14 protein-coding genes are annotated in these 14360 nt (G+C 61.5%); 7 read left to right on the top strand and 7 right to left on the bottom strand.

From position 1 onward, the window contains the following. The first annotated feature begins 184 nt into the window (after positions 1–184). Together ACNKH3_RS12270 and ACNKH3_RS12265 are read left to right on the top strand one after the other, a co-directional pair. Positions 185–487 (top strand): DUF1360 domain-containing protein, encoded by a 303-nt coding sequence (locus ACNKH3_RS12270; RefSeq protein WP_420209431.1) that lies wholly within the window; start codon positions 185–187, stop codon positions 485–487. Positions 488–605: 118 nt separating this feature from the next. Continuing rightward, positions 606–1073 carry a Uma2 family endonuclease gene (locus ACNKH3_RS12265; RefSeq protein WP_417916733.1) on the top strand — a complete coding sequence of 156 codons (468 nt, stop codon included), beginning with the start codon at positions 606–608 and terminating at the stop codon, positions 1071–1073. Between the two features lie 232 nt (positions 1074–1305). On the opposite strand, the gene ACNKH3_RS12260 is transcribed toward ACNKH3_RS12265, so the two are convergent. The 3 genes from ACNKH3_RS12260 to ACNKH3_RS12250 are packed head-to-tail and all read right to left on the bottom strand — an operon-like array spanning position 1306 to position 4607. Further along, a complete protein-coding gene (locus ACNKH3_RS12260; RefSeq protein WP_420209430.1) occupies positions 1306–1752 on the bottom strand; it encodes a Smr/MutS family protein in 447 nt (148 codons plus the stop codon). A 30-nt stretch (positions 1753–1782) separates the two neighbouring features. Next, positions 1783–3972 carry a RelA/SpoT family protein gene (locus ACNKH3_RS12255; RefSeq protein ID WP_420209429.1) on the bottom strand — a complete coding sequence of 730 codons (2190 nt, stop codon included), beginning with the start codon at positions 3970–3972 and terminating at the stop codon, positions 1783–1785. 26 nt (positions 3973–3998) lie between these two features. Next, a complete protein-coding gene (locus ACNKH3_RS12250; protein ID WP_420209428.1) occupies positions 3999–4607 on the bottom strand; it encodes a DUF1566 domain-containing protein in 609 nt (202 codons plus the stop codon). Here ACNKH3_RS12250 and hflX point away from each other — a divergent pair. Then, positions 4606–6399, top strand: a complete 1794-nt coding sequence (hflX, locus tag ACNKH3_RS12245) for a GTPase HflX (protein ID WP_420209427.1) — start codon at positions 4606–4608, stop codon at positions 6397–6399. The two genes, ACNKH3_RS12250 and hflX, sit on opposite strands and share 2 nt — an antisense overlap. A gap of 105 nt (positions 6400–6504) precedes the next feature. Here hflX and ACNKH3_RS12240 read toward each other — a convergent pair whose 3' ends face one another. The 4 genes from ACNKH3_RS12240 to ACNKH3_RS12225 all read right to left on the bottom strand — a co-directional run bounded on the left by ACNKH3_RS12240 (position 6505) and on the right by ACNKH3_RS12225 (position 11303). Next, complete coding sequence (locus ACNKH3_RS12240; RefSeq protein ID WP_420209426.1) at positions 6505–8238, bottom strand: sodium:solute symporter family protein; 1734 nt, start codon at positions 8236–8238, stop codon at positions 6505–6507. Positions 8239–8253: 15 nt separating this feature from the next. Beyond that, complete coding sequence (locus tag ACNKH3_RS12235) at positions 8254–8511, bottom strand: DUF4212 domain-containing protein (RefSeq protein ID WP_417915975.1); 258 nt, start codon at positions 8509–8511, stop codon at positions 8254–8256. Between the two features lie 153 nt (positions 8512–8664). Then, positions 8665–9372: a PolC-type DNA polymerase III gene (locus tag ACNKH3_RS12230; RefSeq protein WP_420209425.1), complete on the bottom strand. Its 708-nt coding sequence runs from the start codon at positions 9370–9372 to the stop codon at positions 8665–8667. Between the two features lie 2 nt (positions 9373–9374). After that, complete coding sequence (locus ACNKH3_RS12225; RefSeq protein ID WP_417915963.1) at positions 9375–11303, bottom strand: DUF294 nucleotidyltransferase-like domain-containing protein; 1929 nt, start codon at positions 11301–11303, stop codon at positions 9375–9377. A 274-nt stretch (positions 11304–11577) separates the two neighbouring features. On the opposite strand from ACNKH3_RS12225, the gene ACNKH3_RS12220 reads away from it, so the two are divergent. Genes ACNKH3_RS12220 through ACNKH3_RS12205 form a run of 4 tightly spaced genes read left to right on the top strand, consistent with a single transcriptional unit; the run spans position 11578 to position 14311 of the window. Continuing rightward, positions 11578–12090 carry a YceD family protein gene (locus tag ACNKH3_RS12220; RefSeq protein WP_420209424.1) on the top strand — a complete coding sequence of 171 codons (513 nt, stop codon included), beginning with the start codon at positions 11578–11580 and terminating at the stop codon, positions 12088–12090. A gap of 47 nt (positions 12091–12137) precedes the next feature. Then, positions 12138–12326: a 50S ribosomal protein L32 gene (rpmF, locus tag ACNKH3_RS12215; protein ID WP_420209423.1), complete on the top strand. Its 189-nt coding sequence runs from the start codon at positions 12138–12140 to the stop codon at positions 12324–12326. Positions 12327–12332: 6 nt separating this feature from the next. Further along, positions 12333–13340 (top strand): phosphate acyltransferase PlsX, encoded by a 1008-nt coding sequence (gene plsX, locus ACNKH3_RS12210; protein WP_420209422.1) that lies wholly within the window; start codon positions 12333–12335, stop codon positions 13338–13340. Further along, positions 13337–14311: a beta-ketoacyl-ACP synthase III gene (locus ACNKH3_RS12205; protein ID WP_420209421.1), complete on the top strand. Its 975-nt coding sequence runs from the start codon at positions 13337–13339 to the stop codon at positions 14309–14311. Before plsX ends, ACNKH3_RS12205 begins: the two co-directional genes overlap by 4 nt. The last annotated feature ends 49 nt before the right edge of the window (positions 14312–14360 follow it).

Raw genomic sequence — 14360 nt, 5'->3', positions numbered from 1 at the left:
GGGGATGTTAACAGAGTAAGCTGACGGTATAGCAGGCTGAAGAAAGTGCAGTAATTATTTCAGCCTGCTATACAGAAGTAATCTTTATGACAATACAAGGCAGATAATGAATTGCACAAAAAAATTCATGCTGCGCCCTGTGGCCCACTGTTCAACCGGCTGTTAGCTGTCCTGCGCAGGGCACATGCAAACCGCAATCTACCTCTCCTTCATCACCGCATCCATTTCCTTCACCGTCACCGAAACCAAGCTGTTCAAACGGCTGCGGGAGTGGGTGACGGAAAGGAACGCCTTCTTCGGCGAGCTGCTGCATTGCGGCTACTGCTTCGGCCACTGGGTTGCCTTCGCATTGACAGCCATCTATCAGCCAAAGGTCGTTGTCGCTTGGCCCCCGCTTGACTATTTCCTCACCGCCTTGCTCATCGCTTGGTTCAGCGGCATCCAGTGGGTGCTCATGTGCTGGGTGATGGCTAAGGCGGGGAAGTGAGCGGCAAACGACCTGCTTCCCGTCTCCGTCTCCTGCCAGATAAACTTGCTTTGCAGACAAAAGTTGCATACATTGGAATGCACAATGCTTGGCAACCTCATCCCGCAGGAGAACCCTCATGGAATGGACTGAAGTCCTCAGCAATCCCCTTCTCCAGAATCTGCCCTTCAAGATTGAACTGAACCGCTTCGGCACCATCCTGATGAGTCCTGCCTCCAACCGGCACGGGCGCATTCAAGGGCGCATGGCCGCCAATCTGATCAACAAGCTGCCAAGCGGCGAGGTCATCACCGAATGTTCGATTCAAACCTCAGAGGGCGTGAAAGTGGCGGATGTGGTCTGGGCTTCGGATGCGTTCATCCGCCAGTTTGCCTATGAAACGCCGTATCCTAAGGCGCCGGAACTTTGCATTGAGATTGTCTCGCCTTCCAATGCCAAGGCGGAGATTAGGGGCAAAGTTGATCTTTATTTAGCCAAAGGGGCGCAGGAAGTTTGGGTGATTTCAGAGGACGGCACGACCGCCGTGTACAGCCATATCGGTAAGATTGGTAGAAGCAGCATTGCGCCCGATGCGGAGCGGGTGTAAGCAAGCAGGGGGAGCAGCTGGGTGATGGCTCACGCCGTCTTCCGTCAGAACTGCTGCATCACCGACTGCTGATCGGTCGTGACCATGTCGGCGTGGGCCTGCGCGCCTGCTTGCAGCGGCCTGACGGAGAAGGTTAAAATTCGCTTCTGGCGCAGGCGATTGATTCCACTAATAAGAAAATAAAAAGGAGATACCGCAGGGCATCTCCTTTTTATTTTTGATGAGACGCAGCTTACACCGCGACCAGCGTGATGCCCGGATTGCCTTTGTTCAAATCGCCATGCTGGCGGAGGACGGGAAAACAGCGGAGAATGTTCCGGCCCGGCCCGCTGCGGGAGCTGAAATCCTCGCCGCAGACGATCTCCCTGATGCTGCCCCGGTGCTGAAGGTAGAGCAGGCGGGCGCGCACCTCCTGCCGGATGAAGCCGCCCGCGCCGCTGGAGCCGTAGCCGTGGATCAGAGTCAGCACACGCCGCCGCTCCAGCTTGGCCTGCGCCAGCTCACGGTCAAGACGGAGCAGCGCCTGCTCCACTGTCGGCATCCCCTGCTTGAGATTGACGATTTTATGCAGATCAAGCTGGCCGGGCAAGACAAGCTCCAGCGCGGACTCGCAGTAAGGGCAGCGGCGCAGGCCCGGATCCACCTCGTTGCCGCAGATCCCGCAGCACAGCTCCCTCATTGCCGCCTCAGGCGCATCGCTGCCCGCCTGTCAGGCCCGCCCGGCCCGGCGCACTTCGGTCACGCTCGGCAGCTGACTGAGGTGGATTTGCAGACGGTGGAGCTGATCCAAGCCGCTGACCTCGACCAGCACGCGGAACTCGGCGACATTGTCCGACCGGGTGCGCGAGTGCATCTCGATGATGTTTGCGTCGTCGCTGGAAATGGCCGAGCTGATGTCGGCAAGGAGATTCTTCCGGTCATGGGCTTTCAAAAGCAGCTCGGCGCGGTGCGGCCCGGCCCCGCCGTCCGACCACCGCACCTCCAGCAGGCGCTCCGGCTCGGCAGTGAGGAGGCTGGGGCATTTGGCCTTGTGCACAGCCACGCCGCTGCCCATGGTGATGTAGCCGATGATCTCGTCGCCCGGCACCGGACGGCAGCACTGGCTGATTTTGATCAGCAGATCGTCGATGCCGTCCACCTGCACCGCCCCGCGTCCGGCAGGCACCGGCCTGCCCGCCTTGGACTCGCCGTCTGCTGCCTTCTCCACCTTCTCGCGCAGCTCCGCCTCCTGCCGCTGCTGCTCCTCCGCTTTGAGCTGCTCATCCGGCAGCAGGGCGCGTTCTATCTGCTGGACAGTCAGCTCGCCTGCGCCGACCTTGGTCAGCATGTCATCAAGCGAAGCAGCGCGGAGCTTGGTCAGCAGCTCGCGGAGCAGGCCGCTCTTGATCAGCTTCTTCAGGCTGGTCTCGCGGCTCTTCAGCTCGCGTTCGCAAATTTCCCGGCCCAGCTCAAGGGCGCGGGCCTTCTCCTCCTTGCGCAGCCACTGCCGGATTCTCGCCTTGGCCCGGCTGGTCTTGGCCATTTGCAGCCAAGCCTGCTTGGGATGCGGCTCTTTGGCGGTGATGATCTCAACAATGTCGCCGTTTTGCAGCTCGTGCTTGAGCGGCACGATGCGGCCATTGACCCGCGCTCCGGCGCAGCGGTCACCCACCGAAGTGTGGATGGCGTAGGCAAAATCAATCGGCGAGGCGTTGCGCGGCAGCTCGCGCACCTCGCCAGTCGGGGTGAGAACGTAGATGTCCGGGTCGTACAGCTCGCCGCGCACGGTGTCGAGGAACTCAACCGGATCCTCCACCTCCTGCATCCCCTGCACCAGCCGCTTCAGCTCCTGAAAGAGGCGGGCATCCTCCCGGTTGATCTTCTGCCCCTCCTTGTAGGCCCAGTGCGCGGCCACGCCCTCCTGCGCCACCTCGTCCATGGCCTGGGTGCGGATCTGGATCTCCATGAAATGCCCGCCCGGCCCAACCACTGAAGTGTGCAGCGACTGGTAGTTGTTCGACTTGGGCGCGGAGATGAAGTCCTTGATCCGGCCCGGCACCGGAGTCCAGCTGCCGTGGATGGTGCCAAGAGCCGCGTAGCACTCATGCACGGTGCTGACAATGATGCGGAAGGCCACCTTGTCGTAGACCTGCTCGACCGGGATGTTCTGCACCACCAATTTCTTGTAGATGGAGTAGAGATGCTTGGGCCTGCCCAGCACCCGCAGCGGGGTGATGCCCGCCGCCTTCAGCTTGCCGCGCAGGATGGCGATGACTTCCTGCACGTATTTCTCGCGCTCGCCGATGGTGCTGTCTATATGCTTGATCAGCGACTCGTGCTCCGCCGGGAAAAGATGCTGAAAGGAGAGGTCTTCGAGCTGCCGCTTCATCCAGTCGATGCCGAGGCGGCTGGCCAAGGGCGCGTAGAGATCCATGGTCTCCCGCGCCAGCTGCCGCCGCCGCTCCTCGTCCGCGTTATGCAGGCCGAGCATGTCGTGCAGGCGGTCGGCCAAGCGGACGAGCAGCACCCGAATGTCCGCTCCCATCGCCAGAAAAAGCCGGCGGATGTTCTCGGCCTGATGCGTCAGGCTGGAGTCGTAGCGGACGCTGGTGATCCGGGTCGCGCCGCTGACGATGTTGGCGACCTCTGGCCCGAACTGCGCCGCCAGCTCCTCTTGGACCGCGTAGCCGTGGCGGATCGCCCCGTGCAGCAGGCCGGACGTGATCGTCACCACGTCTAACTTCATCGAGGCGATGGTGGTGGCCACATCAAGGATATGCCGGACGTACAGCTCGCCGGAAAGATGGAGCTGGTCTTTGTGCAGTTCGCAGGCAAAGGCGTAGGCCCGCTCCAGCGGACTCAGGTCGACATCCTGAAGATAGCTGCGGGCGACCGAAAGCAGGTGTTTGAAATCAGGCATTGTTATCTTGAAAAATTCGCGGCGGCTCAATCTTTCTTCTGATCCCGCACCGGCAGGACATGGAAGCTGTTGAGCTGGAAGGCATGACTGTCCATGCCGTAGGTGATGCCGACATAAAAGGCGTAATCAGGATACAAATCGCCGACGCTGGATGACCAGTAGTAGAAGGGCTGGATGTCAAGCAGCACCTCGCCCGCCTCCCATTTCTGCCCGCCGCTGACATCGTTGGAGATCTCCAGCAGCTCCTCCCGCGTTGGCAGCCGCCAGTCGCCTGCCTGCGAGCCGTCCTTCAGGCCGCAGAAGCCGTCGCCAAGTCGGCTGGCCGCCACGCGGGCCTCATGCCAGGAGCGGCTGTTTTTGCCGCCGCTCTGATCCTCTTCAAAAAAAGCGGCGCAGTTGGCGTTTTTCAGCCAGAGCAGGCCGGTGCGGCGGTCAGTCAAAGTGCCGTCGCCGTTGTCTTTGAACCGGGCTGGCCGGGCCGTTGCAGCGGTTTCTTCCTGCTTCTTCTGCTCGGACCGCCGGGCAAGCAGGTCTTTCAGCGGTTTGGCCATGTTCCAGCTGGCCGAGCTTGGCAGCGGCTGGAAAAAAAACAGAAAAACCGCAGCCAGAGCGGCTGTTCGGAGCATAGATCGCATGGGCATCCTCCTTGGGGAAGAACTGGATTCAACGAAATGCAGCTTAACAGCTTGCCGCTGTTTTTCAAAGAGGAAAGAGCGCGGGCAAACCCGGCTTGAAAAAACGGCGGCGCACGGGTATGCTGAAAAGGCGGGGCATATCGCCTCCATTTCAGGCAAGGAGACCATCATTTCCATCGTCGGCCATGCAGCAGGATTGAAGAGCGGCCAGCTCCGGCAGCTGGAGCTGCTGCTCAAGAAGAAGATCAGCCCGGACGAGGTGATCAGCCGGGATGCCGCCCGCAGTCTGGCGGCCTTGTCCATAGAGCTGAACCGCCAGCTTGGCCTGCTCATCCAGCGTTCCGGCCTGGTCGAGACCGTCATTGTCGGCGACCACGACCGCATCGTGATCCCGGTTTTGCAGAACGCCCGCAGCGGCGGCGGCAGGCTCTGCGGCCTGCGCTGCATCCACACGCATTTCAGCATGAACGGCCCGGACGAGGAGGACATCATGGACCTGGTCTGCCTCCGTCTGGATCTGATGGCCGTGCTGACGCTCAGCGGCGGCCAGCCGGAATTGCTGCGCAGCGTCCATATTCAGCCTGAGCGCGGCGGCGGCGACGGCTGGCGGCTGCTGGAGCCGTTCCGCCCGGCCGAGGAAGCCTTCTCCTGCCTCGGTCTGATCGAAGGCCTTGAAGAGGAGCTGGCCCGCAGCCAGCCGCTGCGCGCAGTGGACAAGGGGCGCGACCGGGCCATCCTTGTTTCGGTCAGCAGCGGCTCGCGCGGCTTGGCGGCGGAGTCCATGCTGGAGCTGGCCGAGCTGGCCCGCGCCGCTGGCGTGGATGTCGTGGAGCGGGTGATGCAGCAGCGCGGCAAAGCGGATCCGCGCTTCATCTTGGGCCGGGGCAAGCTGATGGAAGTCATGCTGACGAGCATCCGCAGCGGGGCTGATCTGCTCATTTTCGATCAGGAACTGACCCCCTCGCAGGTGCGCTCAATTACCAGCCGCACTGATCTGCGGGTGATTGACCGCACCCAGCTCATCCTTGACATCTTCGCCCGCCGCGCCCTTTCGCGGGAAGGCAGGCTGCAAATCGAGATGGCCCAGCTCAAATACCTGCTGCCTTTTCTCGCCAGCCGGGACGACGCGCTCTCGCGGCTCACCGGCGGCATTGGCGCGCGCGGCCCTGGCGAGACCAAGCTGGAGATTGACCGCCGCCGGATCAAAGACCGCGTCGCACGCCTGAGCGACGAGCTGAAGGAGGTGGGCCGCCAGCGGCAGCATCGCCGGAGCCGCCGCCGCAAGCACGAGGTGCCGGTGGTTTCGCTTGTCGGCTACACCAACGCGGGCAAGTCCACCCTGCTCAACAGCCTGACCGGCGCGGACATTCTCGCTGAAGACATGCTCTTCGCCACCCTTGACCCGACCTCGCGCCGCTTCCGCCTGCCCGGCGGCACAGAGGCAGTGCTGACCGACACTGTCGGCTTCATTCGCAATCTGCCCGCCGAGCTGCTCAAGGCTTTCGCCTCGACGCTGGAGGAGCTGCACGAGGCGGACTTGCTTCTGCATGTGATTGACGCAGCCAATCCCGCTTGGCCGCAGCAGGCTGAGACTGTGGACAGCCTCCTGCGCGAGCTGGAGCTGGAGCAGATTCCCTGTCTGCGGATCTACAACAAAATAGACCTGCTCCCGGACGCGCTCCTGCCGCCGCAGATTGCTGCGGCTGAGGACGGCCTTTGCCTCAGCGCGAACAGCCCGGCAGGGCTGGCTGGACTGCGGGAGCGGATTGAGGTGCTGATTGGCAAAAAATAGAGCGCTCTTCAACACGCACAGCGATTGCAACAGCGGCTCGATCAAAAAAAAACGGCCCCCCGGTTTGCTCCGGAGGGCCGCTGAAACTGTTTCTGCTGCTGCCTGCTACTTTCTCTTCACCACGCCCGGCACCCGGATGTCCTCAACCAGATGCTGGATGTGCTCCGGCGGCGGCGGGGTGACGCTGGACACCGCATAAGCAACAACGAAGTTCACCAGCGCGCCGATCGGGCCAAAGGCTTCGGGAGAAATGCCGAAGAGCCAGTTCTCAGCCACGTCCTTGGCCATCTCGGTGCCAGGCACAAAGAACCAGCCCTTGAACCAGAAGATGTAAACCATGGTCACGCCGATGCCGGAAAGCATTCCGGCGATGGCTCCCGCTTTATTGATCCGTTTGACGAAAATGCCCATCATCAGGGCCGGGAAGATGGAGGAGGCGGCCAAGCCGAAGGCCAAGGCAACCACCTGCGCGGCAAAGCCCGGAGGATTGAGGCCGAAATATCCGGCCACGATGATCGCTCCGCCCATGGCGATGCGGCCTGCCAGCAGCTCGTTCTTGTCGCTCATGTTCTTGGCGAAGATGCCTTTGAGCAGGTCATGCGAGATGGAGGAGGAGATGGCCAAGAGCAGACCGGCGGCCGTGGAAAGCGCGGCGGCAATGGCGCCTGCGGCCACCAAGGCGATGACCCAGACCGGCAGATGCGCGATCTCCGGGTTGGCCAGCACCATGATGTCGTTGTCCACCTTGACCATCTCGTTCTGCGCTGCGTCGCTGAGGTACTGAATGCGGCCGTCGCCGTTCTTGTCCTCAAACTGAAGCAGCTTGGTCGCCTCCCACTTCTTGAACCACTCAGGCCGCTCGTCGTACTTGATCCACTCGCCGGCGTTGGGGCCGGAGGTCGGCTTGATGGTTTCCATCAGGTTGAAGCGGGCCATCGCCCCGACCGCCGGAGCGGTGGTGTACAGAGCGGCGATGAAGACCAATGACCAGCCCACTGAGGAGCGCGCGTCCTTGACCTTGGGCACGGTGAAGAAGCGGGTGATGACGTGCGGCAGACCGGCGGTGCCGATCATCAGGCAGAGGGTGTAGAGAAAAATGTTCTGCATGCTGCCTTTGCGGGCGGTGTATTCGCCGAAGCCGAGATCAAGCAGGGTATTGTTCAGCTTGTCTAAGAAGAACATGCCGGAGCCGTCGTTCATCTGGCCGCCGAGACCAAGCTGCGGCACAGGGTTGCCGGTCAGCTGGAGCGAAATGAAGACAGCAGGCACGGTGTAGGCGAAGATCAGCACGCAGTACTGGGCAATTTGGGTGTAGGTGATGCCCTTCATGCCGCCCCAGACCGCATAGATGAAGACGATGAACATGCCGACCATCAGCCCGTTTTCGTAGGACATCTCGAAGAAGCGGGAGAAGGTCACGCCGACACCCTTCATCTGGCCGATGACGTAGGTCAGCGAGGCGATGATCAGACAGATGACCGCGACGATGCGGGCCGCATCCGAATAGTAGCGGTCGCCGATGAAGGCGGGCACGGTGAACTTGCCGTACTTGCGCAGATACGGCGCCAGCAGCATGGCCAGCAGGCAGTAGCCGCCGGTCCAGCCCATGACGAAGACGGACGCGTCATAGCCCTTCATGGCGATCATGCCCGCCATGGAAATGAAGGAGGCGGCGGACATCCAGTCCGCGCCGGTGGCCATGCCGTTGAGGACCGGATGCACGCCCTTGCCGGCCACGTAGAACTCGCCAGTGGAGCCGGCGCGGGACTTGACCGCGATCCAGATGTAGAGGGCGAAAGTCGCGCCCACCACCAAGTAGTTGACTAACTGCGGACTCATGGGTCAGTTCTCCTCTCAGTCTTCTTGAACGCCGAATTTCTTGTCCAACTGATTCATCCGCCAGGCGTAGACGAAAATCAGAATGACAAAGCCGTAGATCGACCCTTGCTGGGCGAACCAGAAGCCGAGCGGATAGCCGCCCAGTATCCTGATGCTGTTCAGCGGCTCGGCAAAGAGCACGCCGCAGCCGTAGGAGATGAAGAACCAGACGGCCAGACAGCCCAGCACCAGCCGGATGTTGGCCTTCCAGTACGCCTGCGCATCGTTGTTCATAAATGCCCTCCGTTAAAATTTTTAAATTTCTCCAGACGGCAGGAACACCCCGCCGCCCCAGAGAGTGTGTTTCATTTTCGTATGGCGCATAAGTTTACCTGCTGCCGTGCTTTTCGTCAAGCCTGAAAAGAATGCGGAAAAGGTTTGCCCGCCTCAGAAGCCGCGCTGACGGCCAGCGCCGTACAGCTCCTTCAGTGTGGCAATGCCGTCCTGACGGAATTTTTTCACCAAGTACAAAAAAAGATATGCTGTCTGAAGCGCGTCCTCCAGCGCGTCGTGCGGCTTGAACTTGGGCAGATTGAATTCCTCCACCAGCGCGTCGAGGTTGCAGGCCGCCGACTGGTCGCAGCCGCCGTAGAAGTCCTTGTTTTGCGCTTTTTGACAGCGGCGGGCCAGCCGCATGGTGTCAATGCTGGGATTGGAAATGGAGCCGCCCAGCTCCTTTTCCGCCGCCTTGTTGAGGAAGTGCATGTCAAGGTCGACAAAATGGCCGACCAAGAGGCTGTTGCCGCAGAATTCGATGAATTCCGGCAAAACATCCTCTAAAGGCGGCGCATCTTCCAGCTGCTCCGGGGTGATGCGGTGGATGAAGGTGGCGCTGTTCGGCTGAATGCTGTCAGGCCGGATCAGGCTGTGGAACTGCTCGCCAGGGATGATCTGCAAGTTCTCAACCCGCACCGCGCCGATGGAGATGAGCTGATCCTTGCGGCGGCTGAGGCCGGTCAGCTCGGTGTCAAAAACCGTGAAGCAGTATTCGTGCAGCGGCCTGCCTTGATTGAAATCCGTGAACAGCTGCGCATTCCGCCGCAGGATGGGATGCGGCTCGCGCAGGCCGAAGACTTTGCGCAGCAGAGTCAGCATGATCAGACCGCCGGATAGAGCGTCCGCAGCATCCCGTGCAGGCGGTCAATCACCTCAAAGGCATCGCGGAGCAGCCGCCGGTCTAATTCCGACAGATGCCCTGGATCAATATGGTTGTCCGGCTCCTCCTCCGCCTCCAGCTGGTTGAGCTGATGCACCAGCCGCAGCTGCTGCTGCATCTCGTACGCATCAGTGGCCGCTTTCAGCAGCTCGCCGCTGATGATGTTCTCCTGAGCCAGCACATGCAGGCGGGCCAAGGTGTTGGTCTCGCGGATGCCGTGCTTGAGAGCCAGCACGCGGGCGAAGTTGACAAAGGGCGTGATGCCCTGCACCTTGATGTCCAACTTGTTCTTGTGCTCGCCGTCCTTTTCAACAATGAAATTCTTGAAAAAGGAAAGCGGCGTGCGCGCGGCCATGCACTGCCGGGCAAGATGGAGCAGGTACAGCTCCTGCCGCCGGGTGACGGCGCTCAGATGCTGGCGCAGCTCGTCGGCCAGCGCGGACTTGCCGAAACCGGCGCGGAAATCAAAGAAGATGGTGGCGTGCAGCAGCTCCTGCGGATCCGGCGTGGCCGCCCAGTCAGTGAAATACTGCTTCCAGACCGAGAGCGGCTGCCGCCATTTGGGATTGACAGCCATGATGCCGCCCGGACAAAGCGGGTAGCCGCACTGCACCAAATGGCCGATGGCCCGCCGGGCGAAACCGGAGAAATACGCCGCGCATTCCTTGGCATGGGCCTCGTCCGCCGGGTCTTCGTAGATGATGGCGTTGTCCTGATCAGTGCGGAAGGTCTGTTCGCGTCGTCCTTCAGATCCCATCAGCAGCCAGCAGTAGTCTGCCGGCGGCGGCCCCAGCTCCTCTTCCAGCAGGGTGAGCAGCTGCTCCAAAATTTGATCATTGAGGATGGAGATCATCCGCGAGATGTGGCCAGCCCGCGCTCCTTCGCGGATCAGGTTGCGGATCATCTCCGGGATTTTGCGCGAGAGCGGATGCAGGCCTTCAATCTGCTGCTGCCTGCCTATTTCCTTGAACAAGGAATACGGCGCATGGCCTTGGAGCAGCGCAATGTCGTGCGAGGTGATCACGCCGATGATCCGCTCCGCCCGCTCCACAGCTAAATGATGGATGGAGGTGGACATCATCTTCAGCAGCGCGTCAAAGCAGGTGGACTCCGACAGCACCGAAGCCACGGGCGAGGACATCACCGCCCGGATCGGTTCGCCGGAGTCGCGGCCCGGCGCCAGCACTTTGTTGCGCAGGTCGCGGTCTGTGACAATACCGATGATCTTTTCCTCGTCGTCCGGCTCATGGATGAGCAGCGATGCCACGCGGAACTCGGCCATTCTGCCGGCGGCCTCGCGGATGCTTGCGTCAGCCGCGATCTTGCGCGGTGCCTGCCGGATGATGTCGCCGACCTGAATGGAGAAAAGATGCAGGTTGCTGTCGCTGCTCCGGCCCATGCGGTGCCGCCGCAGCTCGCTGTAGGCTGCGGCCACCACTTTTTCAGAGAAGCTCTTGAGGTAATACTGGGAAAAGCCGGGCTGGCTGCTGATCAGCTCGAGGAACACCGCTTTCGGCAGCAGGAAACAGAAGGTGTCCTCCACCGTCTCCACGTCGAGATTGGCGAGCGCGCCCCGGATGATGCCCAGCGCGCCGATGTAGTCGCCCTCGCCCCGGTAGTCCTTGAGTGTCACCGCGCCCTCATCGTCGATGATGAAGGACTTCACCCCGCCCTGCTGGATCAGATAGAGATAATTGATCTCGCTCTTGCCCGCTTGCAGCAGCTTGGTGCCCTTGGGGAAGAAATCAATTTTGACCTGCCGTGCCACCTGCCGGATGGTTTCAGGATCAAGCTCCTTGAAGGGCATGATTTTGCCGAGAAATTCTGCCACCGTCTCCGGTACCGCCGCCTGTCCGCCGCCTTTTTTCATGCTCTTTTCCCTTGGTGTGATAGCTGCACGATGCTGAATGCGCTTCGTGCCTTCCGGCTGCGCTCAGGGCACGAAGCTCCCTGAGCGCAGCCGAAGGGAGCCGCTGTTCTGGCCCCTATCATAGCGGCATCCGCCGCCTGCGGCCAAGGGAAAAACGAGGCAGCGCAGGCCATTTCTGCCGGGCCGCGCTTTTTTTCTTGGCATGAGCAGGCTTTTTTGTGTATGATTTTACTTTTTAGTGTCCCGCAGCCGCGCTGCACGACAGGTGCCCATCGTGAAAGTTCCATTTGCAGAAATCCCCGCCAACGGAAGCCGTTACAGCATCACGGACGACGCATGGCTGGCTGAGGCCGGTCTGCGCCGGGCCGCTTCGGTGCAGGCTGAATTGGAGCTGCATCGCAAAGGCGACAGCCGCACCGAGGTGCGCGGCAGCCTGCACACCGGCCTGCGCCTGACCTGTGACCGCTGTCTGAACGACTACGATTTTCCTGTGGACACCGACTTCTGCTTGGTGCTGGAAGTCGCGGAGGAGGCGGACTGGAGCGTCAAGGAGTTAGACAGCGCGGCGGAATTGGACGTGGTGCAGGTGGACGAGCCTGCGGCTGACTTGGAGGACATCCTCCGTCAGCAGGTGCTGCTCTGCCTGCCGGTCAAGCAGCTCTGCTCACCCGGCTGCCGTGGTCTTTGCCCCGGCTGCGGTGCCGACCTCAACTCCGGCGGCTGCGGCTGCTCGTTGGAAACGAAGAAATCCCCCTTTGCCGTTCTGGCGGCATTGAAGAACAAATAACCCTTCCGGCCCTGCCTCAGGGCGGAGACATTTCAAGGAGAACCATCATGGCCTTGCCTAAGAGAAGACATTCCTATTCCCGCACCCACAAGCGGCGGGCGCACGACTTCCTCACCGCTCCGTCCGTGGGCCGCTGCCCGAACTGCGACGAGCCGAAGATGCCGCATCAGCTCTGCTCCGGCTGCGGCAAGTACAAGGGCAAAACCATCTATCAGCTGGGCGACGAGCTGGCTTAAGCCGCTGTGAGAATAGCCCTTGACGCGATGGGCGGCGACCGGGGTTCCGGGCCGCTGATTGACGGGGCCGTCCAGGCGGTCGAGCAGCATCCGGGCATCGAGGTGCTGCTGCTCGGCCCGGAGGAGCTGCTGCGGGCCGAGCTGGCCCAGCGGGGCAAAGGCGCGGAGACGCGCCTTTCCGTCGTTCATGCCCCGCAGACTGTCTCGATGGACGAGGCGGCAGTGGACTCGGTGCGCCGGAAAAAGGACTCCACCATTATGGTGGGCTTTGATCTAGTCAAGCAAGGCCGTGCTGACGCGCTGGTCTCAGCCGGGCATTCCGGCGCGACCATGACCGCCGCCATCCTCCAGCTCGGACGGTTGAAGGGCATTTCTAGGCCCAGCATCGCCAGCGTCTTCCCCACGCTCAAAGAGCCGGTTTTAGTGACCGACATCGGCGCCAACGTGGACTGCCGCCCGCAGCATCTCTATCAGTTCGCGGTCATGGCCTCGTCCTGCTCTGAGCTGCTGCTGAACCGGGCCAAGCCCCGCGTTGGTCTTCTCAGTATTGGTGAAGAGCCGGGCAAAGGCAACGCGGCAGTGAAGGAAGCCTATGACCTGCTCAAGGCGAGCAGCCTGAACTTCATCGGCAACGTCGAAGGCCGCGATGTCTTCAGCGGTGACGTGGACGTGGTGGTCTGTGACGGCTTTGTCGGCAACATCGTTCTGAAGATCAGCGAAGGGCTGGCCGAAGCGATCCAGCAGATGCTCAAGACCGAGATTAAGAAATCCTTGGGAGCCAGCATAGCCTCCTTCTTCATCCGCCCAGCCTTCCGCGCCTTCCGCAAGCGGGTGGATTACGCCGAATACGGCGGTGCTCCCCTGCTCGGCATCAACGGAGTGGGCATCATCTGCCACGGCACGTCTTCAGCCGTGGCCATCCGCAATGCGATCAAGGAAGCGGCCAAAATGGCTGAATGCCAAGTCAACGCAGCCATCACCCGTCATCTCCAGCAGGAAGCGGTGCAGGCATGAGACGGGCGGCAGTGCTGGGCACCGGCTCCTGTCTGCCTGAACGCTCGCTGACCAACGCGGAGCTGGAGCGGATGGTGGAGACCTCGGACGAGTGGATCACCGCCCGCACCGGCATCCGCAGCCGCCGCATCGCCGGGCCAGACGAGCAGAACTACCAGCTTGCTACGCGGGCGGCCCGCCGTGCCTTGGATGCAGCCGGAGTCCGCGCCGAGGACATCGGCCTGATCATCGTCGCCACCATCAGCCCGCACATGCTGATGCCCTCCTGCGCCTGCTTTGTCCAAGCGGAGCTGGGCGCGGCCAAAGCCTTCGCCTTTGACCTCAACGCGGCCTGCTCCGGTTTTCTTTATGGGCTAGATGTGGCGGCCAAATACATCGCCGCTGATCCGAGCATGAAAGTGCTGGTGATCGGCTCGGAAACGCTTTCGGCGCGGGTGGACTGGGACGACCGCAACACCTGCATCCTTTTCGGCGACGGAGCCGGTGCCTGCGTGGTCGGCGGCGCGGAAGGACGCGGCATTGTTGATAGCTGCCTGCTTTCCGACGGCAGCCTGTGGAATCTGCTCTACATGGACAGCCCGGCCAGCACCAATCCTGACCTGCTCGACCCGAAGAGCAAAGGCTGCGTCATCCAGATGTCTGGCCGCGATGTCTTCAAATACGCCGTCAGGGCGATGGAGGATGTTGTCCGCCAATTGTTGGAGCGGCAGCGGCTCGCTGTCAAAGACCTCTCGCTCATCATTCCCCATCAGGCCAACATCCGCATTTTAGACAATCTTGCCGAACGGCTCGGCGCGGCACCGGAGCAAATTTTCTGCAACGTGAACAAATACGGCAACACCTCAGCGGCCAGCATCCCTATAGCCTTGGATGAGGCGGTGCGCGAAGGGCGGCTGCATCGCGGCGACAAGCTGCTGCTCTGCTCGTTCGGCGGCGGCTTCACTTGGGGTTCGATGCTGCTGGACTGGTAGCGTCGTTTGGCCAGACCGCGCATGGAAGGAACAGTTTCATGCACATGAG

Origin of the sequence: Candidatus Electronema sp. JC (assembly GCF_048287365.2) — a bacterium.
In the GTDB taxonomy this organism is placed as follows: Bacteria; Desulfobacterota; Desulfobulbia; order Desulfobulbales; family Desulfobulbaceae; genus Electronema.
The sequence above is the reverse complement of the archived record's forward strand: the minus strand, read 5'-3'. Positions and strand labels throughout refer to the sequence as shown.

Excerpts from the sequence above, each read along its gene's own strand:
- ACNKH3_RS12270 (WP_420209431.1), top strand. The coding sequence starts at position 185 with ATGCAAACCGCAATCTACCTCTCCTTCATCACCGCATCCATTTCCTTC.
- ACNKH3_RS12265 (WP_417916733.1), top strand. The coding sequence starts at position 606 with ATGGAATGGACTGAAGTCCTCAGCAATCCCCTTCTCCAGAATCTGCCC.
- ACNKH3_RS12260 (WP_420209430.1), bottom strand. The coding sequence starts at position 1,752 with ATGAGGGAGCTGTGCTGCGGGATCTGCGGCAACGAGGTGGATCCGGGC.
- ACNKH3_RS12255 (WP_420209429.1), bottom strand. The coding sequence starts at position 3,972 with ATGCCTGATTTCAAACACCTGCTTTCGGTCGCCCGCAGCTATCTTCAG.
- hflX (WP_420209427.1), top strand. The coding sequence starts at position 4,606 with ATGGGCATCCTCCTTGGGGAAGAACTGGATTCAACGAAATGCAGCTTA.
- ACNKH3_RS12250 (WP_420209428.1), bottom strand. The coding sequence starts at position 4,607 with ATGCGATCTATGCTCCGAACAGCCGCTCTGGCTGCGGTTTTTCTGTTT.
- ACNKH3_RS12240 (WP_420209426.1), bottom strand. The coding sequence starts at position 8,238 with ATGAGTCCGCAGTTAGTCAACTACTTGGTGGTGGGCGCGACTTTCGCC.
- ACNKH3_RS12235 (WP_417915975.1), bottom strand. The coding sequence starts at position 8,511 with ATGAACAACGATGCGCAGGCGTACTGGAAGGCCAACATCCGGCTGGTG.
- ACNKH3_RS12230 (WP_420209425.1), bottom strand. The coding sequence starts at position 9,372 with ATGCTGACTCTGCTGCGCAAAGTCTTCGGCCTGCGCGAGCCGCATCCC.
- ACNKH3_RS12225 (WP_417915963.1), bottom strand. The coding sequence starts at position 11,303 with ATGAAAAAAGGCGGCGGACAGGCGGCGGTACCGGAGACGGTGGCAGAA.
- rpmF (WP_420209423.1), top strand. The coding sequence starts at position 12,138 with ATGGCCTTGCCTAAGAGAAGACATTCCTATTCCCGCACCCACAAGCGG.
- ACNKH3_RS12205 (WP_420209421.1), top strand. The coding sequence starts at position 13,337 with ATGAGACGGGCGGCAGTGCTGGGCACCGGCTCCTGTCTGCCTGAACGC.